Origin of the sequence: Sphingomonas sp. BAUL-RG-20F-R05-02 (genome assembly GCF_022662305.1) — a bacterium.
GTDB lineage: Bacteria > Pseudomonadota > Alphaproteobacteria > Sphingomonadales > Sphingomonadaceae > Sphingomonas.
The window spans coordinates 1-24,561 of record NZ_JAKNQH010000019.1; the positions used below are offsets into that span (position 1 = coordinate 1).

Annotated in this window: 20 protein-coding genes and 1 pseudogene; 12 read left to right on the forward strand and 9 right to left on the reverse strand. The window is 56.2% G+C overall.

The window, feature by feature from the left end; translation table 11 throughout:
* Window positions 1-336 precede the first annotated feature (336 nt).
* Entirely contained in the window at window positions 337-1,296 is a 960-nt protein-coding gene (locus tag L8F97_RS19920; protein ID WP_242154145.1) for a D-alanyl-D-alanine carboxypeptidase family protein, read from the forward strand.
* Window positions 1,297-1,337: 41 nt separating this feature from the next.
* Here L8F97_RS19920 and L8F97_RS22725 read toward each other — a convergent pair whose 3' ends face one another.
* Window positions 1,338-1,460 (reverse strand): hypothetical protein, encoded by a 123-nt coding sequence (locus L8F97_RS22725; RefSeq protein WP_277925099.1) that lies wholly within the window; start codon window positions 1,458-1,460, stop codon window positions 1,338-1,340.
* Window positions 1,461-2,247: 787 nt separating this feature from the next.
* Here L8F97_RS22725 and repC point away from each other — a divergent pair.
* Window positions 2,248-3,603 carry a plasmid replication protein RepC gene (gene repC, locus L8F97_RS19925; RefSeq protein WP_242154146.1) on the forward strand — a complete coding sequence of 452 codons (1,356 nt, stop codon included), beginning with the start codon at window positions 2,248-2,250 and terminating at the stop codon, window positions 3,601-3,603.
* 807 nt (window positions 3,604-4,410) lie between these two features.
* Window positions 4,411-5,352: a replication initiator protein A gene (locus L8F97_RS19930; protein ID WP_277925100.1), complete on the forward strand. Its 942-nt coding sequence runs from the start codon at window positions 4,411-4,413 to the stop codon at window positions 5,350-5,352.
* Window positions 5,353-5,749: 397 nt separating this feature from the next.
* Here L8F97_RS19930 and L8F97_RS19935 read toward each other — a convergent pair.
* A pseudogene (locus L8F97_RS19935) lies at window positions 5,750-6,778 on the reverse strand (IS630 family transposase); the annotation flags it as partial.
* Window positions 6,779-7,688: 910 nt separating this feature from the next.
* Here L8F97_RS19935 and L8F97_RS19945 point away from each other — a divergent pair.
* Window positions 7,689-8,222 carry a MucR family transcriptional regulator gene (locus L8F97_RS19945; RefSeq protein ID WP_242154150.1) on the forward strand — a complete coding sequence of 178 codons (534 nt, stop codon included), beginning with the start codon at window positions 7,689-7,691 and terminating at the stop codon, window positions 8,220-8,222.
* Window positions 8,223-8,485: 263 nt separating this feature from the next.
* Here L8F97_RS19945 and L8F97_RS19950 read toward each other — a convergent pair whose 3' ends face one another.
* From L8F97_RS19950 to L8F97_RS19980, 6 genes are all read right to left on the reverse strand, one after another.
* Window positions 8,486-8,611 carry a hypothetical protein gene (locus tag L8F97_RS19950; protein ID WP_409929069.1) on the reverse strand — a complete coding sequence of 42 codons (126 nt, stop codon included), beginning with the start codon at window positions 8,609-8,611 and terminating at the stop codon, window positions 8,486-8,488.
* Between the two features lie 354 nt (window positions 8,612-8,965).
* Window positions 8,966-9,337, reverse strand: a complete 372-nt coding sequence (locus L8F97_RS19960) for a hypothetical protein (protein WP_242154183.1) — start codon at window positions 9,335-9,337, stop codon at window positions 8,966-8,968.
* A gap of 619 nt (window positions 9,338-9,956) precedes the next feature.
* The gene (locus tag L8F97_RS19965) at window positions 9,957-10,280 is read right to left on the reverse strand and encodes a hypothetical protein (protein ID WP_242154151.1); all 324 of its coding nucleotides are present in this window, start codon (window positions 10,278-10,280) and stop codon (window positions 9,957-9,959) included.
* Window positions 10,277-10,960 carry a ParA family protein gene (locus tag L8F97_RS19970; protein WP_242154153.1) on the reverse strand — a complete coding sequence of 228 codons (684 nt, stop codon included), beginning with the start codon at window positions 10,958-10,960 and terminating at the stop codon, window positions 10,277-10,279. Before L8F97_RS19970 ends, L8F97_RS19965 begins: the two co-directional genes overlap by 4 nt.
* Before the next feature lie 1,449 nt (window positions 10,961-12,409).
* Window positions 12,410-12,637, reverse strand: a complete 228-nt coding sequence (locus L8F97_RS19975; protein WP_242154155.1) for a conjugal transfer protein TraD — start codon at window positions 12,635-12,637, stop codon at window positions 12,410-12,412.
* Between the two features lie 16 nt (window positions 12,638-12,653).
* Window positions 12,654-12,980, reverse strand: coding sequence for a conjugal transfer protein TraD (locus L8F97_RS19980; protein ID WP_242154179.1), 327 nt, complete (start codon window positions 12,978-12,980; stop codon window positions 12,654-12,656).
* Between the two features lie 169 nt (window positions 12,981-13,149).
* Between L8F97_RS19980 and traA the strand changes: the two genes are divergently transcribed.
* Genes traA through L8F97_RS19995 form a run of 3 tightly spaced genes read left to right on the forward strand, consistent with a single transcriptional unit; the run spans window position 13,150 to window position 17,334 of the window.
* Window positions 13,150-16,035 (forward strand): Ti-type conjugative transfer relaxase TraA, encoded by a 2,886-nt coding sequence (traA, locus tag L8F97_RS19985; RefSeq protein WP_242154156.1) that lies wholly within the window; start codon window positions 13,150-13,152, stop codon window positions 16,033-16,035.
* An 8-nt stretch (window positions 16,036-16,043) separates the two neighbouring features.
* Complete coding sequence (locus tag L8F97_RS19990; protein ID WP_242154157.1) at window positions 16,044-16,742, forward strand: DUF6118 family protein; 699 nt, start codon at window positions 16,044-16,046, stop codon at window positions 16,740-16,742.
* 1 nt (window position 16,743) lies between these two features.
* On the forward strand, window positions 16,744-17,334 hold the full coding sequence (locus L8F97_RS19995; protein WP_242154158.1) for a hypothetical protein: 591 nt from the start codon (window positions 16,744-16,746) through the stop codon (window positions 17,332-17,334).
* A 73-nt stretch (window positions 17,335-17,407) separates the two neighbouring features.
* Here the strand turns inward: L8F97_RS19995 and L8F97_RS20000 are convergent, their stop codons facing one another.
* A complete protein-coding gene (locus L8F97_RS20000) occupies window positions 17,408-17,635 on the reverse strand; it encodes a BrnA antitoxin family protein (RefSeq protein ID WP_242154159.1) in 228 nt (75 codons plus the stop codon).
* A gap of 592 nt (window positions 17,636-18,227) precedes the next feature.
* Between L8F97_RS20000 and L8F97_RS20005 the strand changes: the two genes are divergently transcribed.
* From L8F97_RS20005 to L8F97_RS20025, 5 genes are all read left to right on the forward strand, one after another.
* Entirely contained in the window at window positions 18,228-19,124 is an 897-nt protein-coding gene (locus L8F97_RS20005; RefSeq protein ID WP_242154160.1) for a S1/P1 nuclease, read from the forward strand.
* A gap of 209 nt (window positions 19,125-19,333) precedes the next feature.
* On the forward strand, window positions 19,334-21,322 hold the full coding sequence (locus L8F97_RS20010; protein WP_242154161.1) for a protease pro-enzyme activation domain-containing protein: 1,989 nt from the start codon (window positions 19,334-19,336) through the stop codon (window positions 21,320-21,322).
* A gap of 19 nt (window positions 21,323-21,341) precedes the next feature.
* The gene (locus tag L8F97_RS20015; protein ID WP_242154162.1) at window positions 21,342-21,644 is read left to right on the forward strand and encodes a hypothetical protein; all 303 of its coding nucleotides are present in this window, start codon (window positions 21,342-21,344) and stop codon (window positions 21,642-21,644) included.
* 285 nt (window positions 21,645-21,929) lie between these two features.
* Window positions 21,930-23,102: a rod shape-determining protein gene (locus tag L8F97_RS20020; protein WP_242154164.1), complete on the forward strand. Its 1,173-nt coding sequence runs from the start codon at window positions 21,930-21,932 to the stop codon at window positions 23,100-23,102.
* Between the two features lie 482 nt (window positions 23,103-23,584).
* The gene (locus tag L8F97_RS20025) at window positions 23,585-24,532 is read left to right on the forward strand and encodes an N-acyl amino acid synthase FeeM domain-containing protein (RefSeq protein WP_242154166.1); all 948 of its coding nucleotides are present in this window, start codon (window positions 23,585-23,587) and stop codon (window positions 24,530-24,532) included.
* Window positions 24,533-24,561 lie beyond the last annotated feature (29 nt).

Genomic DNA, 24,561 nt, shown 5'->3' on the forward strand with positions numbered 1-24,561 from the left:
TAATTCTGAACGTTCAACGCGAGCGGATCACCATCGCTGCATCGCTACGCCGCTGAACATGATCAACAGCCTCTCAAACGCGCTTTTAGCGATGATGCTCATCAGGCGCTTGCCCGTCACGGATGAGATCCCAACTGACCTCTGAGATTTATAGTATCATTTATCGGGGTTGAAGCTTAGGCAATTGCCAAAAATATATCGACGGCTTAAAGCCGCGATCCTCGTTACCATAACCATTCCCATGACCTATGTGTCGATCTTGAGCTCCCTAGTTTTATTATCAGCGCGGCCCTTTCTCATGATTCTACGGCGTGTTGCATAGTATACACCTATAATATGAACCGCGCTAATCGAGTTTACTATTTAATGAACACCCGTTGCGCATCCTTTGCAGATAATAATAAATCGTTCTTTCGTTCGAAAGCTAAACTCTTTCCAGCAATTTTATTTGGCTGCATTGTATGCACGCAGCCTGGGGCAGCTAAACCAACTTCTAAGCGCCAGATCTCCGAGCTTCTTCTTAATGCCGCTAATGGCAAGGTAATATACGCCGTACGACCGGACGCATTGCACCACCCAGCTTCGCTTACCAAAATGATGACGTTGTACCTCGTGTTCGACGCACTGGACGAAGGTCTACTACGCGAAGACAAGAAGCTGATTATTTCAAAAAGTGCGGCGCGTCAGCCCCCATCCAATTTAGGATTTCGTCCTGGCGATACTATCACGGTGCGAGACGCTATACGCGCAGCAGCAGTTCATTCAGCTAACGATGTAGCAGTGGCTTTAGCCGAAAGTCTCGGTGGTGACGAGGGTAATTTTGTGAAGAAAATGAATATCAAAGCTCATAACCTAGGAATGGCTCACACGAAATTTGCAAATGTTACCGGATTAACAAATTCGGGTAATATCACAACAGCACATGATATGTCATTGCTGGCCCGGGCTCTGATTAACCATCATAGCCAATTCTATCGAATCTTTAATACACGATCGTTCGTATGGAAGTCTCAGAAAATATTCAACCATAATCACCTTCTTGGTAAAGTTTCTGGCGTTGATGGAATAAAGACTGGCTACACAGCCGATGCAGGTTTTAACATTGTAACATCTGGTAAACGCCATAGAGATAGAATAATTGCTATAGTGTTAGGTGCACCATCTATTTCAATACGAGACGTACGCGTTGCGAACCTCCTGGAACTAGGATTTATTTCTCAAAGCAAGTCATCGTCATCAGGGCTTATACCGAGGCTTGGTGATCATGACTCGCAAGCGGGTTTTCTAGAGCAGTGAGCTTTTATGTAAAATGGCAAACGGACAGGAGTTTGCCATTCTCATCGCACTTCGCACCAGTTTTGACGCTTCTGCGGTGAGATCTGCGGCGCGTAAATCGAAGGACGGCGAACAAGCTCGTCGGCCTTGGGCTTGGCCACAGGCATGTTGAGCAGCGCGGGCATGGTCCGGTAATCCGACACCTCGCCGCCTGTCGGGGCGAAACCAAGAGGGCGTCCCTGACCGTCACAGCGGGCGTGGATTTTACTCGTAAAGCCGCTGCGGCTTCGACCAAAGCCTTCCTTACAGGTCCCCCTTTAGCGCACGCTGCCTGGGAATGGCCGCGGACGATTGTGCTGTCGAGATTATGGGCTGCCAGTCATCGGTCAGGGCTTCTCTCCTGCCGGCTACAAACCGACATAGCCCAATTCTGCTTTAAAACGCGGTGGCAACGAATCCCATGCCTTTGCCCTCTGCTGATATGAAAAGATGCCTTCCTCCATGGACGTTTTAAAATGTCGTCGGCACGATCTTCCCGAAAGCACGTGCCGACTCGTGACACTCTCCCCGAAAGCACGTGTGGGTCGTGAGATGCGGTACGAAAATTATCAACGTTCTTCGCGAAAGCACGAGTAATTCAGAGCCTGAGCTTCCCGAAAGCACGAGTCAGATGTGTTTCATGTCCGTTGCAGTAAGGTAGTTATCTGCACTGACCGACGTTCAAGGGTTCGCGACACGAACTACGATCAACGCCAGCTAACTAAGCCGGCATTGAAGTCGGCATAGAGGTGAAATGGGAGATACTGTGCTGACATAAGAAGCCCGGCTGGCAGGCCGGGCTCCTCGATGTGCCTACTAAGAGCAGGGTTCGCAACTCCTTTTAGCAGCGCACCTACAATCTTGCAAGCTTTAGCGCGTTTTGCGCGCTGAAGCTGTTTGTCCGCACGGGCTCCAAAAAGGGGTTTCCGAACAATGCTATCTACTCAGAACCCTGGAACGGGTTTTCGACGCTTTGATGCGGCGGCTGCACAAGCTGAAAGTGTAGCAAATGCCTTCACAGGGTTGCCGAAAGGGATCGGCACAGGTCACGCTTTAGCTGCGTTTAAACGTGCTGCTTGCTATCTCGGTATATCCCCCAGCGTAGTTCAGCTCATCGACGTCCTTTTCTCGTGGACCAAGGTACAAGATTGGCAAGCTGGCCAACTCCCTATTGTGTGGCCTCGCAATGAGAAGCTTGCTCGTAAGTTAGGGATCCAGGTTAGGCAGCTACAAAACCTGCTTGACCGAGCCGTCGCCCTTAAGCTGATTAGCCACCGCGATAGTCCGAATGGGCACCGGGGAGGTGTGCGAACTAAAGAAGGGCTTATCAAGTGGGCCTATGGGATTTTACTAAGCCCAATCGGTGCGCGCTACCATGAATTCCTGCAGATCGCCGCTCAAGGAGCTGCCGAGGAAGAGCTAATTGATGAGTACCGGCGGCGACTTGCTTCTACTCGGCGACGAGTAGCTGGCCTGGTGAAAACCGCGATAGATTTTGATTTGCTCGAAACGAAAGCGGATAAGGAGTACGAGTTGGTGCTCCTAGCGACCCGACAGATGCGTCGGGTTCGAAATGTGCGTTTGTTGGTGGAATGTGTCGAGGACCTAGAGGCGCGAGCGGGCGCCTTAGCAGCCGCAATCGCGACAGCCATAACTGTCGAGACTGCGCAAACTTTTGACCACGTTTCTCACGATAATACATGCATGGACGCGTTACCTTGCACCCACTCTACAACTACAAATAAACTTCAAACTGCTAACGCAGCTACATGTAGTGCGATGCCCGGGATGAATAGTGAGAATCCCGTCGTGCCCAAAACTGAAGTGGAAAAGGATCTCGAAGAATCCGGCATAGGTTTACGGTTTATAAAGAACGCTGTTCCAGGCCTTTGCCAGACACTAAAGTTCGATAGTATCGAGTGGGGACCTGTTGTGGCATTAGCGGAACAACTCGCCTATCAAAACCATATTCACCCTCAAGCGTGGGGAGCCGCTTGCCAAATAATGGGTGAGCGCGGTGCAGCAGCATCTGTTCTCGCGATCGTACAAAAATATCGAGCTGGTGAGGTTCGGCGACCTGGAGCCTATCTACGGGGAATGAGCAATCGTGCCACCAAGGGTGAGTTACGTTTAGGGAAAACATTCCATGGTCTCAAAGCGTTACAGCGGTACGCTGAGGTGCAACCATCTCATGAAAGTGATAATTTGCGCTCTGCTGGAGAGATCGTACAGCGAGCTATGGCTAAGGCATCACTCGTGCTTTCGGGAAGGTCGTTATCCCGACCCTAACCCTTACATTTTGAAAAATGACAAGTTCAAGGTGCGGCAGATCGTGCTTATGTACCACGACTGGTTAACAGAGCCACCTTGGGCAGGTACGCCTGCAGCTTAACGCTGCCTACTCAGTTAGCTTGGGGCGAAGCGCGGTACTGAGGCTCTTGAACTGAACTCGTTTCGTCAGGACAGATTTGGGCCTAACATGGAGGCTTAGGGGTAGCCCCTGAGCACAGGCTCATGTCTTTGTCTGAGATCATCACTGAGGGCGATCGCCGCCGTCAGTAGAGTGTCGCGGATAGGCGTAAATCGCCAAGAAGACACTCAACCGTCGAGACAGCACTTCAATCGTCACCCAGCGAAACGGCACCGCACCCAGCCTCCTGTCCCTCTGGAGGCAGCTTATACTTGCAGGTGCGAGTGTCGGGGTGACCGGCAACGATAACGTAACCAGCAACCGCAAAGTCCGCGAGATAAAAACCGCATTCGTGAGCTTGAACACCAACTCGGCAGGAAGACACTAGGTCGAAATCCTCAGGGAAGCGCTCGATCGCTCGTGCTCAAAATTGACTTTAATCATGCGATCGCAGCTACCAAAATTTCCGGTGAACCTTGTGGCAAGCTCGCCCGGCGTAGCGCTAAACAGTATCAGATCCACGTTCGAGACGCGCTTCCCGAAAGCACGAGGCGCTCATTCGAGCCTAACATCAAATCATTGACTTCAGGATTGCCAGCTAGCGTAGATGCCTGCCTTGCTTATAAAACTCGTGCTTTCGGGAAGGTTGTCGCTGTAACGGCTGCTTCTAGCGAAAACCGCCGCTAATGAAGGGATCCCACCCACTTCTACATGGGAAGCTGAAAGTGACATCGAAACAACCTGTCGTTGTTCGACAACGCTCCCTTCTAGATCTTGACAGTCCGCTGCACGGAAAGGTCCGCGGTGAACGATCTGTTATGGACTTCCCGTTTTTTGCCTTGTCAAAGGTAGCAGTTCACAAGCCGATGGAATGGCAACTCGGGGACGTAACGATAGCCATTCGACCAAGCGCCACCGGTATGGCAACTATGTATGATAAAGAAATTATTTTGTACATTGCTTCACTCATGGCTCAAGACATCGCCGATGGAAGTAAAATATACGACACGTTTACCTTTACGGCTCACGACTTCTTTCGTATAACTGGAGTGCCTCGCCCATCGAAGCGAGATTATCAACGATTTAGCGAAGCACTTGAGCGTTTACAGGGCACTCAGGTCAGAACCAATATTCAGACCGGGTCAAAAATCGATCGTGGCTGGTTTTCTTGGCTTTCTGAAGCTCAGGCGCAGTATCACCAACTTCCAAATGGTGACGAGGTGCTCCGCACCGTTAGCGTCCGACTGTGTGGCTGGCTACATCGCGCAATATCACGCGACGGCCACATCTATCACTACCACCATGACTACTTTCGCTTGGGAACCATTGAACGGCGGCTGTACGAGATAGCACATTGCCACTGTGAAGGCGAAAGTGTTGAAATGCCACTAGATTTGCTTTCAACCAAAGTCGGATCAACTGCATCTCTTCACCGTTTTAAGCATCATCTCAAGGAGGTTGAGGCAGAGGATCGTCTTCCGGAATATTCCATAAGTTTAAAAAACGTGGTCCCTGATCAGCCTAGAATTGATAGTAGAGGTCGACGGATATCTAAACCTGATACCGTTGTAGTACTAACTCCTAAAGGAAAGTCCCGTAATGAATCTGTTCGCATTGATAACGAATAGTTTCATGACTATCTCATAGAGGACATCTTGTCACAAATTTATAGAGAGTAGTAGGGCCGAAAGTTATATGACATCGGTTTGCAAGGGTACTAATTTAGTTTTAAAGAGCGCAATGAGAGCCCACTAAATCTGTAATTCTAGGCAGTCGTGGTGTCGCTCATCGATCCTCTAACCATGCGACGCGAGAACAAGTCGACGCCGACAGCGACGTAGAACCGCCCTATGGTCGTACAAATATAGATGAATTCCGCGATCAGCCTCTGATCTGGCGCCTCGGCGTTGAACGGTGACCAAGGAGGTGTCGGTGATGACTAACCGCAGCCGTCGTCCCTGGTAAGCTACGACGTCGCGGAGGGTCTCTTACCAAATCCCGCTGATCATGACGCACGTGCCCATTACGTGTGCCGATCGACATGATGCGCATGGCTGATCGACGAGGCGGTTCCAGGCGAAGCAACAATGGTCGAGGATGTCGTTGTAAGATCGGAAAGATCCCGTTTGAGAGCCAGCTGTCGCGCATGTACTGCCAGACGGTTCTTGCCAGTTAAGCACCGGGCATTTGAACGGCAGCAGCAGCGTGATGTTTGGCGGCACGACAAGCGCTTCAGAGACATGCCATCCGGCTTGGTCGAGCAACAGCACGGCATGTGCGCCAGGCGCGATAGTCGCGGCGATCCCGGCGAGGTGAAGCGTCATGCCCTCGGTGTTGCAGCGAGGCAGAACGAGCCCGGCCGCCCTGCCCTCAACCGGGCAGATCGCGCCATAGATGTAGGCCATCTTCGTCCTTTGATCCTTCGGCGCTGACGGCCGCGTGCCACGCTTGGTCCAGCGGCGGGTGATGCCATTTTCTGGCCGATCCGGGCCTCGTCCTGCCACCATATTTCTACGGGCGTACCGCGTGGGAACGACGCGCGGATCACTGCCAACTGGGTAGGAAAAGCCCTTTAAAAGCGGGTATAGCGTCGTCATCCTGAGCATGATGACGCGGCCGTGCCGACAGCTTGCGGTAGCCAGCGTCGCTAAGCTCACGGCTCAGGGTCTGCTTGCTGACCGAAATGTCGAACTCGTCCCACACCCACCAGTTCAATCAGCCGCAAGCGCACCACACCATGCGAGGCAGGGATCGGTCTGGCCTCGACGATGCGTAAGAGCGCAAGTCGCTGCTCATCGCTCAACAACGGCTCGGGACCCGGCACCTTGCCACGATAAGGGCATCCAGACCGCGCTCGTTGAACCGTGCAACCAGTCACGCACGATCTGGAGACCCTACGCCGCCAAGGCGGGCTGCTTCGCTCCTGCTCCCTCCGTCATAAATGGCGGCTAACGCCAGGAGCCGCCGGACCTGCCGACCGTCCTTGCTCGTCCGCGCTATGAGCCGAAGCTCGCCTCCGTCGAAATCCGGACGCAACTCGATTGGTGCTGCCACCACAAGCCTCCTCCAGCTCGCGACACTGAATCAGATTGCCCGGCTTTGTTAATCCCCAATGTGAGCCAGGCTTCACAGGATTTGGTATTACGCCATAGACACGCATAAGCCGCTCGGTCTCAGTACGATGAAAGCCAAATGACAGGCCTTTGGTCTGAAGGTCATGCCAGGCGCCCAGCGCGCCCGTAAGTCCAATAGTTGAAGATGGAACTGGCCGACTTGTGGCGCTGAACTCCTTATCGCTACGGGCGCGCCCGCTGGCCGCCCGAACTAGTCAGGTGTGAAAGCCGCTGCGAAGATTCCGAACGCTTCACAGATCCGCGAAACCGACAGCAGCTCACAAGTCCGAAGCATCTAATTCAAGCGTACTGTTAACAACCGACGACGCCACATCGACAGACGCTCATCGTGATTGTGCATTGTAGGCACGGCTTACTCACCAAACTTTAATCCATTCGATAACGCCTTGGCCAAGCTCAAGGCGCTCTGGCGCAAAGCCTCTGCACGCACTTCCTATGATCTATCCCGCGCCCATTGCTGAGACAATCAACACCTGCACGTCCCGGTTGCGCCACATTAGACATAGTCTACTCTTGGTTCCACAAAAATCATCGGTAATTTTTGGGCAAAATACAGATTTATCGGTATTAAAAATATTAAGTAGTATAATGGCAATAAGCTATAATTTATTGACTTGGACAGAGTGCCTGTAATACCCTTTATTATATATAAAGTTCTTTATATAATCGTAAGTAGAGGCAATCTTTTAGCATATGGCTAGTTTTACGATCAGCACAAAATTTACATTAAGCAGTATTGCGATATAAAACCGTAGCATGTTAAACACCGCTCCGCGGCTGCCCCTTTTCCCCGTATTATTTCCACCTACATACAGATCAAAGGAACAAAAATGATTGAACAGACTGACCCTGTCGATACTGTTGCGCTCGCGGCCGAACTGACCGTTGCCTGGCTCGGTAATAACAACACGCGCGTTCAGGCGGATGAAGTGCCGACGTTTCTTCGACAAATGCACGATGCGCTAAATCAGCTTGCTACACCTAAAGCTCCCACTGTCGAAGAGCCAACGCAAGAGTACACGCCTGCCGTGTCGGCACGAAAGTCACTGGCAGATCCCGAGTACATAATCTCGATGATCGACGGTAAGCCTTATAAAGCGCTCCGTCGCCACTTGTCTGGACATGGTTTGACACCTGAGCAGTATCGTGAACGCTACAATCTTAAAGCCGATTACCCGATGGTCGCGCCGAGCTACTCGGCAACGCGTCGCGATATGGCGCATAAGATTGGTCTTGGGCGCAAGGCTAAGGATACTGTGGTCGAACCTGTGAAGGCAGTTGCGAAGAGGGCACGAAAAACCGTCAGTGAAGCTTCAAAAGCTGCGCAAGACCATCTTAGTGGTGGAGAGCCCTCGTCAAATTGACGCTGGAGTTATAAAGAGCAATTGAGCTGCCGTAAACCTTGATTTACTCAAAGTTCGGCAGCTTCGTTGTCGGATCTTAAAAAACGGGGAAGAAGTACTGCATTAGCAATAAGGCGAGCGCCGCAGTTTTAGCTTGCCACGTGACGTAGAGCTAAAAACGTATTCGGTTTGTCAAATCAACAACGCGAGCCGACGGCTAAACGCAGAGAGAAGGCCGCCTGCGGGGTGGCGCTATGAGATTAATCTAACGAATGCGCAGAAAACTAGGCGGCGTGGATGAATGCGAGCCAGTACCTAGCAGTGGCGATGTGGATCATGCTCATGGAGGTTTCGGCGAGTTGGTCGTACCACGTGGCGATCGCGCGAGTGGTCTTCAGTCGGCCGAACATGCGTTCGGTGCCTCTAAGCTACTTATATGTTCGGTCATGATCAATCTTCACGCGGCGGTTTGGAGCGGCCGGGAATGACAGCCCGTATGTTGCGGATCGCGAGGTCTGCGTGAGTAGTATTGGCATCCAACTCTTGGCTAACAGCGCCTTCGGTGCCCGCTCCGATAATGCGATCGACGTGTCATAAGCCTTGTGGGTCAGCCGCTTCGCCGACCGTGAGGTGAAAGACGAGTGGTCGTCCTCGGGCATCAGCCAAGCAGTGAAGCTTACTGGTGAACTCGCCCCGCGAGCGGCCAAGAGCTCGTCGATAAGCCCCTTTATGGATGGCTCGCCCCTTTCTGAACCGTTGTTACTTCACGACAGCGGGTCGGTTGAGGAAGGAGCAAAGGGCATGAGCCTATCAGTTCTTGGGACTGATCTGGGCAGAAACAGTTGCAGTGTGGTCGGCCTAGATGCAACCGGTAAGGTGGTTGTCAGCCGGCGGATGTGACGCGAGATGGTCATCACGTACGCGGCGACCCTATCTAAAAAGCGAGGGAGATAGTGCGAATTGCTCGTTAGTTCCTGCAGCTGGTTGGTAAAAGCGTCGGCCGCATCCACAGCTTGGGTGAAGGTGGTTGCGAACGACACGATCAAGTCGAGGGCTGGGGTGATGCGGTCGATGTTGAGGCGGGTCGCGGCGCGGCGCTGCTGCGGCAGCAGGCGGCCGTCTAGAGCATCGCGCAATCCTGCCTGCGCTTTGGCGGAAGGTCGATCGCGTTGGCGACCTGTCCAGCGCGCGCTGAACTGTTTCCAGCAGCCTCGCGTGCGGCGAATATGCGAGCCATAAGCTGCTCGCGCTGATCGGCCGACAGGGCTGCACGGTTAGGAAGATAGGTCCGAAACAAAGCATTGCCGTAGAAGTCGTCGACGTTGCGAGCTGCCCCCCTGCCCCATGTCCTCACCTGCCACTAAAGTGAGGCGAGCGCTCGATCAACAATCGCGCCGCGCCCGATGACCAGCGCTCACACATTGTGGGTCTGCCGCTTCTCGCGTGCAAGGCCGGCCGCACGCGATTAGCACGACAAGGCTCCCTCGCTGCTCACTCGTGACGGCTGCGCCTACGATCGTAGATCGTTGCCAGCGTTGGAAATCGCTGAGACGAGCAAGCCGGTCGGCCTGATCCGCGAAGGCGGTAATCTCGGCCGCTACTGCTGCATGACCTGCTACTGAGGCAGGTGGTCTAATTTGGTTGCGCCGCTGGCACTAGGAGGGCGTGTAGCAGCACGCCCATCACGTCCTCGTGCTTGCCGAGTGTGGGCGCTGCGGCCGAGAAGCGTCCAGACTCACCAATGATATTATAGGTTCATCGGCCTTTGTCTTCATTGATATCTAGCAATTTTTCGATCGCTTCCCAATATGCAAGACGTTCCTTGTCGCAATAGTCAATCAGGCGTTCCATCACACGAACTGGCCCCTTGATGCTTATCTGGTGTTGAGGCTCACCTTGCATTGCGGTGCGCCGACGCTTTGGGTTTGAGGACGGTACGGATGCTTTGGTAAAGCCATGATCTTTGCCAATCATGTCTATGGTTGCGTTTTCGAGGCGTTCTTGAGCTGATGTTTGGGGACGAGGTGTGTTTGGCTGAATGTCGGAGAGGTCACCAAGGCCAAGATCAATCTTGCTCACGATGCTTTCTCCTGTGCCTTTTGCTGATTTCTAATTTCTTGAGTGACTTCAGCCACAAAGGCCGCGGCGTTTTGACGAGCTTTATCTACGCCCGTTGCTTCATCGCTCAAATCCCAAAGCGATCGGTAGTGAGTGAACATCGCCCTAAATGCAGCACGATCATTCAGGGCGACCCCAAAAGCGGCGATTTGCGCGTTGCGAAATTGAGCTCTAATTTCTCGTTCATCGCGTGTCGCTATCGCTGGATTAACTCGCGTGAAAAGCATCCGATAGGGGATCGTTCGGCGAAGCGCCCTACCCTCGTCAACAACAAGCTTTATCGCTCGGCTGGCCTGTCGAGCGTCAACGGGAGATGCTTGAAGAGGTATAACCACCAAGTCTGTGCGTGAAATGGCGCGAGACATCGCCAAGTTCGCCGTGCCTTCTAAGTCGACGATAACGAACTGGCTTCGTGTCGCAGTTTCTTCAATTGCATCGAGAATCTCGTTGTCTGAAGGTAATTCGCTACATTGAAAAACCGTGGCGTCGGCATTCCTAGACCAGTTAAAAAGGGTTCTGTTCGGGTCTCCATCTATAACGGTTACGCTCGCACCAGCATGCGCGAGGCCACTTGCTAATATCAATGCCGAGGTGCTCTTGCCGACGCCGCCCTTCGGACTTGCGAAGCTTATAACGGGCATTATAAAATCTCCGATTAGACAACAAGATAGTTTAAGTTTAATGAAAACTCGATAACCGCTTAAAATATCGTATGAAATTCGCCACTTACTACTGCTGTAGTTCACTAGTCCGGCGACCGCAAGTCATCCCTACTAATTGAAACGCTACCAAACCAATTGGTACCATCCGGTACGGTACCATATACACCAAAACCAATTAGTGCCAAACCATAGGTAACCATACACACCAGCACTGAACTCACCTAATGAGGTGGATAATGATTACCCCAGTACCGGACGATACCTTTTGCTGATATGGTCAGCAATACAGTAGGTTGCAACTTTGAACTGTGAACCGGCCCTAACTTCATACGGGCAGATCTAAGCTAGTCGCAACGGGTGGTTGCGGTGGGTTTCCGAGGGATATTAGCTGCTGTACGGGATGGCAGATGAGGCCGTCAGCCAATCTTTATCGGTGCGTAGCCGTCTTCAAAGCGGCCAGCGGCAGCTCTTTTCGTCTATGGTGGCGCATCGACCCTTTGGCGGTCTTATGGGTCGTAAGATTGAGCATGGCGGCGAGATACAACCAGCCTTTGCCAGTGGCGACACAGGTAAAGTCGGTCAGTCAGACACGGTTGGCTCCTCCGCAACAAACTCCTGTTCAGGAGGTGCGGCGTGATCGGCAGATAGGGGGGGCAGCTGTGAGCCGTACACGGCTTGAACCTGCGGCCTGCAAGAGCGCGAATACCATGTCGCGGCATCAGATGTTCGACACAGCCACGACTTGCCGTTCCGCTTTCCGCGCGTAGCGCGGCATGCATCCTGGGGCTCATAGCGGCCGTGATGCTCGGCATGTAGACGGCGAACATCGCCAAGTAAGGCGCGGTCGGCCCACACACGAGCGTTTTTCCGCGCGGTTACGCCAAGGCTGGCTGAACCTCGAGTACCCGGCACATGGGCCGGATCGACCGACGATCGGCGTGGTTGCGGATGGATTGACGCTCATCTCGGCGCCTCCACGAAGATGCCGACCGCCTTTTTACACGTCGCGCCCTAGGCGTACGGTCCAGCTCATGCTTCAATCGCGTAATCTCCGATGCCGTGGTCCGCTGTTCACGGCAGCGGCGGCATACCTGGTGCTGAAGCCGCTCGCGATCGTGCACTCCCGCCGCCATCCGCCGTTCGCCAGGTCCGCAATAGCAAAATGCCCACGTCGGGCGCCACCCGCATCGCTGGCCCGGCCGCTGCTCTCCAGCAAAGCAACTGCCTCTCGCTCGATCTCGGGAGAAAATTCCCTCCTCATCTTCGCCACTGCATACCTCATACCCGCTCAGGCTTAGCAAGGCGTCCTCTGAAATGAAGGACCATCAGCTGATGGTAAACTCATTTCGGCGAACCAAGAATGAATCCGCCATCGGCACGAGTTGAGACAGCTACGCGCTGGCACCGCAAGCGTTCCGCGTCGACAGATCAAGCATTGGTAATGCTTTCTTCTGCTTCGGTATCGAACGCGCGTTTACCGCGACGTTTCCAGAGCGCGAGCGTACTGCCGGCGTCGTCGCACAGTGCCTTACCAACGAGCTCGAGCAGTGCTCCGTAGATGGTGGCGCGATCGTCTTGCGTGAGGTCGACCAGACCAGCCTTCTGGACAAGGCCGCCGAGCTCTATAAGGTGACGGGTGCGCTCGCGTCGTTGCATGATCCAGTCCCGCGTATCAGTCCGACGCCGGTTCGTTTCCAAGCGCTGAATCAATGCCCAGTTGCGTCGCTGTGCCTTCGGCGTTGCCATCAGCCTTTTGGCCAGCTTTGCGCCCGCGTCGTTGAAAGAAGGCGGCGCCTTTTGCCCGCCATGCCTCCTTTACGCCGCTATCCTTCGAAGAAACGACGTCGAGCAAAGCGCCAGCGAGAATTTCGATGTCAAGTGTATCGGCGCTAGTCGCAGCGACAAGGCTGCCGAGCTGTTCGATGCGTTTTGCCTTTAGACCTCGTGCGCGTTCTTCTAGCGCTTTAAGCTCAGCGTTATAGTCTCGGACCTTAGGCATAGATGTCTCCACCCTCCACATTAAGCCGTTCAAGGCAAACGGTTCGACGCGCTTGAGCATCACTTTAGCATAAGCGGAGCAGGTCACAAGCAGGGAGCGAAGCGAGCTGTGAGTGCGCGCTTATATATCGTTGCCGATCTGCGCTAAGAAGGGTAGAAACGCGATCGTCATGGCGATCTACCATTTCTCCGCAAAGGTGATCGGCCGTTCAGCTGGCTCCAGCGCTGTTGCGGCAGCCGCTTACCGCTCCGCATCCGAGCTGTTCGACGAACGGCTGCAGCGGCACCATGACTTCTCGAACAAGACCGGCGTCATGCACTCCGAGGTGATGTTGCCGGAAGGTGCGCCGAAGCATCTGGCGGATCGCACAACGCTCTGGAATGCAGTGGAAGCTGGCGAGAAGCGCAAGGATGCCCAGCTGGCCCGTGAAATCGAGTTCTCGATCCCCCGCGAGATGACCCGCGATCAGGGCGTTTCGGTGGCGCGTGACTTCGTCATACGCGAGTTTGTCGATCGTGGGATGATCGCGGACCTGAACGTGCATTGGGACAAAGCGGAGGACGGCAGTCCGAAGCCACACGCGCACGTCATGATGACCATGCGCGAGGTCGGGCCGGAAGGATTTGGCAACAAGGTGGTGCCGTGGAACGACCGGGCATTATTGCAGCACTGGCGCGAAGCGTGGGGGGCGCACGTCAACGAACGGCTGACGGAACTTGGGATCGATGCGCGGATCGATCATCGCTCCTATGCCGAGCAGGGCATCGCGCTGGAGCCGCAGCACAAGATTGGGCCCGCTGCATCACGCCGGCCGGAACAGGGTCTCGAAGCCGAGCGGATCGAAGACCACGCCCGCATCGCACGCGAAAATGGCGAGAAGATCATCGCTGATCCGCAGGTTGCGCTGGACGCGATCACGCGGACGCAGGCGACGTTCACGACGCGTGATCTCGCGGTGTTTGCGTTCCGGCATTCGGACGGCAGGGAACAGTATGACCAGGTATTGGAGGCTGTGCGCGCCAGCCCCGAGCTGGTCGCGCTGGGCAAGGACGGCCGCGATCAGGAGCGCTTTACCAGCCGGGAGATGATCGCGACCGAGGCACGGCTTGAGCAGGCGGCAGATCGGCTTGCGGGTACGCGGGATCATTTCGTTGCCGCCAGGCATGTCCAGCGCGCCCTGGATGCGGCGGAGGGCAGGGGGCTTACCCTGTCCGGGGAGCAGCGCGATGCGCTGGGGCGAATCACGGAACGTGACGGCCTTGCGTCGGTCATCGGCTATGCCGGCACCGGCAAGTCGGCGATGCTGGGCGTGGCGCGTGAGGCTTGGGAGGCAGCGGGCTACACGGTGCGCGGTGCCGCGCTGTCCGGCATTGCAGCCGAGAACCTGGAGGCCGGCTCCGGCATCAGTTCGCGTACCATCGCCAGCCTCGAATACGCTTGGGGCAAGGACCGCGAGCAGCTTGGCCCCCGCGACGTGCTGGTGGTGGACGAGGCAGGGATGATCGGCACTCGGCAAATGGAGCGGCTGCTGACCGCAGCCGACCAGGCTGGTGCCAAGGTGGTGCTGGTCGGCGACCCCGAGCAGTTGCAGGCGATTGAGGCAGGGGCAGCCTTTCGTGCGCTATCCGAGCGGCACGGCGCGGCCGAGATCACCGAGATCCGCCGGCAAAGGGCGGACTGGCAGCGCGATGCCACGCGCTGGCTCGCCACGGGACGGACGGACGAGGCTATTCAGGCGTACCGCGACCATGACATGGTGCGCGTCAACGACACGCGAGATCAGGCGCGGGCGGTACTGGTCGGCAAGTGGGACCGGCAGCGCCAGGCGGAGCCCGACAAGAGCCGGATCATCCTTACGCATACTAATGCGGAGGTGCAGTCCCTCAACGAGGAAGCACGCGAGCGGCTGCGGGCGTCGGGTGATCTCGGGCGGGACGTGGCCGTCCATGCAGATCGCGGAACACGGCAGTTCGCGTCCGGTGACCGGATCATGTTCCTGCGCAACGAGCGGAATATGGGGGTGAAGAACGGCACACTGGGTACGGTGGAGCAGGTGGCGCCTGAGCGAATGGGCGTGCGGCTCGATGACGGGCGGCAGGTTGCCTTCGACGTGAAGGACTATGCCGCAGTCGATCACGGCTACGCCGCCACCATTCACAAGTCGCAGGGCGTGACAGTCGATCGCACGCATGTGCTGGCGACACCAGGCATGGACCGGCACGCGGCCTACGTCGCGCTGTCGCGGCACCGCGACGGGGTGCAGCTCCACTATGGCCGGGACGATTTCGCGACCGATGCGAAGCTCGCCGCAGTGCTGTCGCGCGATCGGGCGAAGGACATGGCGACGGACTATGTGGCCGAGCCGGACGAGGCTGCTCGTGCTTTCGCGGACAGACGCGAGATCCGCTTGCCAGAGCGGGTGCGCGAGATCGTACGAACGGTGGAGACGAAAGCGAAGAGCATGTTTGCAGGCTTCCGCCCAAATGCGCGGGACGCAGAGCGTCGCGACGCCGTACCCGAAAGCACGAGCCGGCCTGATCAGGATGTCGCGATCCGGCGCTATGCGCGCGCTACGCTCGATGCGGCGGAGATGCAGCGTAAAGGGTTGCCGGTTCTGCCGCACCAGATGACCGCAATGGACCGCGCAGCCGAGGCACTCGACAGGATGCGCGATCATAGCACGCATGACCTCGTTTCGGCGTTTCAGCGCGATCCAACGCTGATCCACGATGCCGCAGCCGGAAAAACCAGCAGGGTTTCCCAAGCGATGGCCCACGAGGCGCGCGTGCGTGCCGATCCGGGCTTGCGCGCTGATCGTTTCATGGAACGCTGGCGGGGGCTGGAGGCCGGCGGTGGTGGCGGTCGGTCCCCGGCGCAGGCGGAGATGATCGACGAGCTGAGGCATGATCCCGCCCTGCGGGGCGAACTGGAGCGTCAGGCACCCGAGCTGGGGTTGGACCGCGACCGGCAGCAGGCGGTTGAGCAGATGCGGCAACGTCAGATCGAGATGCAGCGGGCACGCGAGCGCGACCAGGATCGCGGGTTCAGCCGATAGGATGATACATGGCGGGCGCAGAAGACGAGGCGGCACGGGCGTTCGAGGATCTTCGCAGCGAAATCACGTTGTTGCGCCGGGCGATAGAGCGCCTGGCGGCTGAGCGTGCCGATGACAGCCACGCTCCCGATTATTCCGAAACGCTGGGCGTTATCGCTGCGAACATCACCGCAACAGCGCAGCGGGTCGATGCCCTGATGACGAGCCCGGCGCTGTCACTCACGCCTGAAGCTTTGAACCGGCAAATCGTCGAAGTTGGTACTGCAGGGCGGAGCGAGGATCGCCGTGTCATCGCCGCTGCCCGGCAGACGATTGAGGAAGTTGCAACAAGGCTTGGCCGTCAGCTGGAATCGCATGTCATGGCGGACGATCAGCGACGCCGGCTCCGTTATGTCGGTCGGAATGTTGGTCTGATCGCGCTGATGGTGGGCGCGCTTTTGTGGGCAATCCTTGCCGGTCCGGTTGTGCGTGCCCTGCCGGCGAGCTGGCTGCTGCCGGAGCGGATGGCGGCGCGCTCGCTGCGCATGCCGATGTGGGAAGGTGGGCAGCGGATGATGCGGGCTAGCAACCCCCGCGCCTTCGCCAGCATACTGGCGGGCAACCGACTTGTGACCGCTAATCAGGAAGCGCTGGAGGCGTGCCGCAAGCGGGCGGCGAAAGCCGGCAAAGCGGTGCGCTGCGCGATTGAGGTAGAAACGGGAGAGTAGAGTGAGCGAGGATGTCGAGGACGAAGCGTCCGCTCCGCCGGAAGCCTTCGTCCGGGTGCGGACCATCTCCAACCTGACGTCGTTCAAACGCCACCTGCTCCGGATGTTCGACCAGGGGCAGCCGGGCTACCCTGACGCATACGACGCCGATGACGATCCTTGGAATCTCTGGCCCGAGATGGTGCCGGACTTCGTGGAAGACTGGCGGCCGATCAGAGCCAGGAAATGCGGATCCAGGCGTCCGGTGATCGCCGTGGTGCTTACTTTCTCAATGCCGGCAGGCACGGATGTCGTCGTCAACGAGGCGGCTGTGCTCGCCGTAATACGGCGAGAGTTCGTCGGGCGCGATCAGATATGGGTGGCGGGTGAGCATGAAGGCCCGTTCGTTAAACTGCTGGTGGCGTACCGGGATGAGGACGGCCGTCCATTGTCGCCAGGTCCGGCCGATCTCCGCCGCTACCGTAAAACGTATGCCTCCGAGCTGGAGGCTCGCGGCGTTGTTGCCGTAGCGACTGCGCGGCGCAGCCGGGGCTTGAAGTTCGGAGAAGGCCGGGACGCCTACAAAGAACGGCTGCGATCGAGTGAAAGTTGAGCGCAGAGTGCCAAAACCTTGGGTCAGGCTTGGCGTCGGACACGTAGCGGCGCAGCGCTCGGTTGATTTCAGTCTAATAGCCACGATCCTGGGCATGCTCTTGAACCAGGGCCACCACATCAGCATCGAGGCGAAGCGTGACAGGCTTCTTGATTGGCCGGTAGAGGCTAGGCCGATGGGCGTGCAGCAACGCCTCCAATGGAGCCTCGGGAAAGTCAGTCGTGTCGATTTGCTCGTCAGGCAAGGTCGCGAGCCTATCGAGCTGATTCTGCAATCCAGGGCTAAGCGCTTTCTCGCTCATAGCGGTGCCTTTCCTGCTTCGTCGCCTTTCGGACGCTAATGATGCGTGCCCAACCTCGTCGCCCGGATCAGGGTAGTTATGAATGCCAACCAGCAGGACAACCGGTCCGACCAGACCAAGCGCTTGACATGGTTGTTCTCCGCCCTCGGTACGATCGGAGAGGATGACGTGGGAGGGGGCGTTCTAGACCTCTTTGCCAGATCAAACGACGCGTCGTGTTTGTCGCAATTTTTTGAAGCCATCTTCGTCGTCTTAATCGAAATCACGCTTTCTCCTGTATTGCCGAAACCGTGTTTTCAGATCATCTGTGCTGGCCGCAATCCGCCGAGAGATCCTCAAGCCGCTACATATATAATTTTTTACATAGCTCATGTGCTGGCGGGTGTGGCACCCGCCAAAGGAGGAACAAGCCGCCGCTTTCACCTCCGTCCGTCTGTCAACTTCGGGCTCTCGCTCATGTTTAATGCCGATGCCCAGCTCCCATCAAAATCGATCTGCTACTTGTTCGCAATGGGTGAGCAAACGAGATTGGTCCGGAACGTCCGTAGGTCACTGTCTTAAGGCTGTCATAGCGTACTGGCAGGCATGATCCATGAAGCACCTCGTTTCGCTGTTCGTCGCCTCTGCCACGCTGCTGCCACAGCCGGCACTCGCTTGGGGCTTTGAGGGGCACCAGGTCGTGGCTGACATCGCCCGCGCCGAGCTGACTCCGGACGTGCGCGGCAAGGTTGACGCGCTGCTCGCCACCGACGCCGACCCGCTGACCGGACACGACATGGCAAGCGAAGCGACCTGGGCGGACGTTTACCGCAGCCATGGACACCGTGAGACGGCGCAGTGGCATTTCGTCGATACCGAACTTGACCACCCGGACCTCGATGCCGCCTGTTTCAGCCACCCCGCCCCTGACCAACCGGCGAGTGCTGGTCCAGCTCAGGATTGCGTCGTCGACAAGGTGCAGGAGTTCACGGCCGAGCTTTCAGCGTCCGACACTGCTCCGGCGGAGCGGCTGCTCGCGCTCAAGTATCTACTCCACTTTGTCGGCGATCTCCACCAGCCGCTGCACGCGTCGGACAATCACGACAGGGGCGGCAACTGCGTCCTCCTCAATTTAGGCGGACAGCGTACGCAAAACCTTCACGCCTATTGGGACACAGCCGTCGTTGAAGCGTTAGGGACCGATCCATCGCGGGTCGCGATAGAACTTCGTGCAAATGTCACGCCGGCACAGCGTCAACAGTGGCAGCAAGGTTCGCCATCAGATTGGGCGCAAGAGGCGTTTCAGGTCGCCCGCTCGACAGCGTACACGATTGGCTCGCCGACTAGCTGCCAGCAAGACGCTACGCCAATCTCCCTGCCGCCCGGCTATGCCGAACGCGCGAAAGCGGCCGCAGCCGTACAACTCGAGCGGGCAGGCGTGCGGCTTGGAGTGGTACTAAACCGCGCACTGGCGGCCGTGCCGGTCACGGTTGGATCATACGCGCCGTGATGAACACGGCGACCGGTAACGGCAGTACATAAGTAAAAATAACGCTTTCAATGTTGGAACATATAGAGAACAATATTGGCTCTGAAAGGAGTCGGTCTATGATCGTGTTGTCTGAATCCGCTCTGCTCGGCGTCGCTGCCGTAGTCACCAGCCTGTCGGCGCTGATCTGGTCGATCCGCCGCAAGGCGTGAAGATCCGCTGGCCGTTTCATGTGCAAGCGGCAAGCATCAAATGATGTCCCGCAGGCGTTGACCGCCTGCAATCCAATGAGAGGAAATGCCATGCCTGACAATCGTCAGATCTTAGCCGGCAGCGAGCGCATGGCGCCGCGGGATATGCAGTCGACCGGTCGCGTTACCGGCGACGATCCAATCACGATCAGCGTATATCTCCGCCCCAACGAGGATGGGTCCCTTGCGGCCGGACCAGTGCACTCGCGTGCGACTCTGCAACAGCTACGAAAAGAAGCTCAAGCGGAGAATATTGCTGCCGTTACCGCCTTTGCTACCCAGGCAGGGCTCGAGATCGTCGAAACCGATGCTGCGCGGCGGCTAATAAAACTGCGCGGTCCTGCGTCGGTGCTGGAAGCGGCGTTCGGGACGGAGCTGCATCAGTACGAACGCGACGGCGTGAGCTACCGCGGACGGGAAGGCACGCTAAGCCTGCCCGGCGAGCTTGCGTCTGCCGTTTTGGCCGTGCTCGGCCTGGATACCACCCCGATCGCAACACCCAAGTTCGTGCCACACCGTGGGACAACCTCGCCACACGGCTTCCTGCCAACGGAGGTGGCGGCCGTCTATGGTCTCGGTAACTGGAAAGCGACGGACCAGTGCATCGGCATCATTGAGCTTGGCGGCGGCTATACCGATGCCGACAACCAAGCTGCGTTCGAAGCGATGGGCCTTGCTGTGCCGGACATCGTCGCAATTGGAGTTGATGGAGCATCCAACAATCCTGGCGACGCAAGTGGCGCGAACGGCGAGGTGGCGCTCGACATCCAGGTAGCGGGCGGCGTCGCGCCGGGTGCCAAACTTGCCGTCTATTTCGCGCCCAATACCAACCAAGGCTTCGCCGACGCGATCAGTCAGGCGGTGCACGACGAGACGAACAGGCCCTCGGTTCTATCGATCAGCTGGGGTGGGCCCGAGAGCGGCTGGACCGGCCAGGCGATCGCGGCAATGTCGGCGGCGTTCCGGGATGCGGCAATCCTTGGCGTTACTGTCACCGCGGCATCCGGTGACTCACTGGCCACCGATGGCGAGAGCGACGAAAAGGCCCATGTCGACTACCCGGCCTCCGATCCCCTGGTCCTGGGCTGCGGCGGTACGCACCTGACCGCAACGGCGGGCAAGCGTCGCGGCGAGACGGTGTGGAAAAGCAATGGCGGCGGCACCGGTGGGGGCGTCAGCACGCTGTTCCCCAAGCCCAACTATCAGGCCAGCGTCGAGGTGCCTGCGTCCAGCACATCCAAGGGTGGACGCGGGGTGCCCGACGTCGCGGGCGATGCCGATCCCGACAGCGGCTATCGCATCGTTACCGGTGGACAGACGGGCCTGATCGGTGGAACCAGCGCTGTTGCCCCGTTGTGGGCGGGCATTATTGCGGGTCTAAACGCGCGCTGCAGCTCGCCGGTAGGCACCATTCAGACCGCGCTCTACGGAATGCCCTCCGCTTGTTACGACGTTACCAATGGCGATAACCGGTCAGGCTCTGTCGGCTACGAAGCAGCGCGCGGCTGGGATCCGTGCACGGGGCTCGGTTCGCCCAACGGGCAGCAACTCGAGAAGTTGTTTGGCGCAACGGTGCAACCGTCAGTTGCGGTTGCCGACCCGCTTGCCAGCAGTCTGTTTAGAATCATCGGACTGGACGGCAGTGCCGTGCTGATTTCAGTCGGCTCTATCTACCGCATTCGAGCATCCGTCGCTGACGGGGAACCCGATGCGACCAAGGTGGAATATGGTGCCGGTTACCTGTTCACGCAGGAGACAATCGCGCGCTTGCTCGATCGGATCGGACCCGCGGACCGGTTCATCGAGCTGACCAGTCGCAGCGGCACGGCTGTGTACCTGAACGCTGGAGCCATCGTCTCTGTGCGGGCGGCGCTCCCGCAGAATGCGCCAGGTACCGAAATCGTGGTTGCCGGCCAGTACCAGCACGTGATGGAAACCGTCGATCAGGTCGCAGCCTTGTTGCGGTGACGATGGGAGGGAGCGCTCAATGATCCAAACTGTCGTGATCTTCGCGCTGGTGCTCAGTGCAGCTAACTGGGTACTGTTCTTGGCCGTCGTGGTGGTAAGCAACATCGCAATGATCCGACAGGCCTTCAGCCCATTGTCTCCAAACGAAGGGGGCAAGGATGAGTCATTTCAAGTGCGGCAGGCGCCGCTCGACAAGCTGATTGAATCGACAGGAACCCTGGCAACATCGTTCAACATAGCTGGACCAGGAAGCTCGGCAGCTGCCATGTCACTAGTCTGCCTCTTGATAGCCGCTGTAGCCGCTGGCATCGATCGCTTTTAACGTTGTTAAAATACCTCGCAGAAACCACCGGCCAAGAATACTCACATCAGGTCACCAAGCGGCTTAGCGGTCATCGGAAACCGGTCGAACAGCCTAGGTGTTTGATCCCAGTGCTTCGAACTTAATCAAATACTTATCGCACGGCCACAATCCACCCGCGGCTATTGCTGTTTACCGATAAGACTGTGCAGACAAAGCAAGCGTTCACAGTATACAGCGGGCTGATACAAACTACTTAGAGGCCGCGCTCTAGCTGATCATTTCCAACGGCTTATTGGTAAAATAATGCGACTTTCTCGGCTCTTATCGTTACGCTCCGATGACATCGCAATGGATGTGGGTACGACAAACACGGTTGCGTACGTGCGTAAACAAGGAATCGTTCTCAACGAGCCGTCCGTCGTAGCTGTGGAAACGCAGAATGGGTTTCGTCGAGTATGCGCAATTGGAGATGCAGCCAAACCCATGCTTGGGAAAACTCCGAAGGGCGTCCAGACAATCCGGGCTATCCGCAACGGTGTGATTGCTGACTTCGATGTCGCCGAAGGAATGGTCAACCACTTCGTGGAGAAGATAAGTGGTGGTCGCAACCAGTTCCGACTACCACCAAAAAATATGATTATGTCGGTTCCATCTAGTGCGACTATGGTAGAGAGGCGAGCGATCCACCGAGCAGCGATCAATGCCGGTGCACAAAATGTTTGGCTCATTGAGGAAGCAATTGCAGCGGCGCTAGGAGCCGGCTTACCAGTCACTCAACCAACGGGTACTTTAATAGTGGACATCGGCGCAGGGGCTACACAAGTAGCGTTACTCGCATCCGGGAAAATACTTTACAAAAAATCAGTTAGAGTTGGAGGTGACCGGATAGACGATGCAATTGCATCTGGTATTCGTCGCGGCCACAATTATTTAGTCGGAGAGATGACTGCTGAGCGCATCAAAATAGAAATTGGCGCTGCTGTCCCGCCAGTTGACGCGTACGGGAAAACAATGCGCGTGCGTGAGCTAGACATTGTGCGGGGTACACCTGCAGAGATCGAAGTGACAGAAGCTGCTATCGCCTTCTATATCAATGAAGAAATAAAAAATATTACGGAGGCAGTAATAAGCGCGCTCGAACAGGTTCCACCTGAACTCGTATCTGACATCTTTGATAAAGGTATCGTGCTTACAGGGGGTGGGAGTCTTTTATCCTACCTTGATCAAATGTTGGCTGAAGAAACGGGATTGTCAGTGATTGTTGCTGAAAATGCTTTAACCTGTGTAGCCTCTGGCGCTGGATTACTGCTTGAAAAGCCTGTCTTCGTGCAGAAATCTTCGGAGCCTGAGGCACCGCGCAGGATGCAAGTCAGATGCGAAAGGTCAGTTCGTTATCAAACCAGAAGCTATATAGTTCTGCTGTCGCGCGGCGACTCACCACCCCGTCCTGCTTATGCAACCCGCGATCTGACCTAACTACGCTTCTTGGTTGTGCGGGTGACAACGTGGGAATACCGTTGCAAGCGGATACAGAAAGCCGCTGCAATCAGACGCTGGCGAGAGCGGGGCGCACAGACAAACTGCCAGTAGCCAAAAACAAGACACGTAACTGCATACCCATTTTGAGCGTATCCAACGAAATTTACGGGCCGCTCGAGATGAAATTAGCTCGCCTGATCACTCTGGTTGGCATGTTTCCTCACAATTTAAGCAGCTTACCGCATTAACGATGCGGTCTACCTCCTTTGTTTAGCACATCTGCTAAGAACCTCTTACGAGTTAACGCAGAAGAACAAATCATAGGCCAGGTGAGTGCATTCATCTGCGGTTAATCCGCAACAATCAAATCGCTCAAACAAAATCCACTGCTGGTGGTTTTCCAAACAAGCGTTTCCATTATTTGTCGGTATGATCTGAGCTAAGCGAAAGCCCTCATATACGCTGGATTGCACAACCTCATGTACTTCAAACCAATCACTTCTCACAAAGTTCCTAGAGATCAAAGTCGTGTTGATCGCATGGGGAAGGCTATTCTTAACAACGAGTTGCTTAGCTTCTACGATCCGGTTATTGATCAGTCGGTCACCGTTAGACTGGCCGATGATTATTGCGATCGTTACGATGCTAACCTTCTTCTAAATAGAATGTATTCTTGGAGAGGGTATGGATCTCATCATGAGATCGCAGAATCACCCAGTCATACTACGTTTACCGCCTCGTCTAATGAAAGGCTGCTTGGTACGATAACGTTAGCTGTAGATTCCGCTAATGGTCTCGCTGCCGATGAACTTTTCAAGGATGCAATTGACGAATTTAGAGCGTATCCAGGCGCGAAGGTCTGTGAGCTAACAAAATTTGCCTTTGAGACGACTAAGCCGTCAAAGCCGATGCTCGCCTCGCTGTTTCATCTCATCTTTATCTATGGACAACATGCATATGGTTGTACGGATGTCTTCATTGAGGTGAACCCACGGCACGTCCGTTTTTACGAGCATATGCTTGGATTCAAACGCATTGGCGATTTGAAGGACAACACCTCCGTCGCGGCACCAGCACAGTTGATGTGGCTCAGTGTGGCTCATATTCGTAGTCAAATTGATGAACATGCTGGGCAGGGCGTCGATGCTTTAACGCGTTCTCTTTATGCGTACTTCTTCTCGCCACGTGAGGAAGAAGGGCTATACACTAGAATGGTAACCGCACCTGCGACACAGGGTTGCGTCCGAGTTGAAAAGGTTGGATCGCCACGAAACGTTGCTTCCGACGCACAGCAATATCGTCATACTGCGATCCAGCAGCCGCCATGTGGTTGCAAACTACATGACGACATATGTATCGGGGCGGCAGAGATGGCGCTTAAACAAGCCAACGTTGAAAACTTTGCTCCTACCGGTAGGCAGCAGTGATTTAACTGAGCCTACTGCTGCAGACGGGG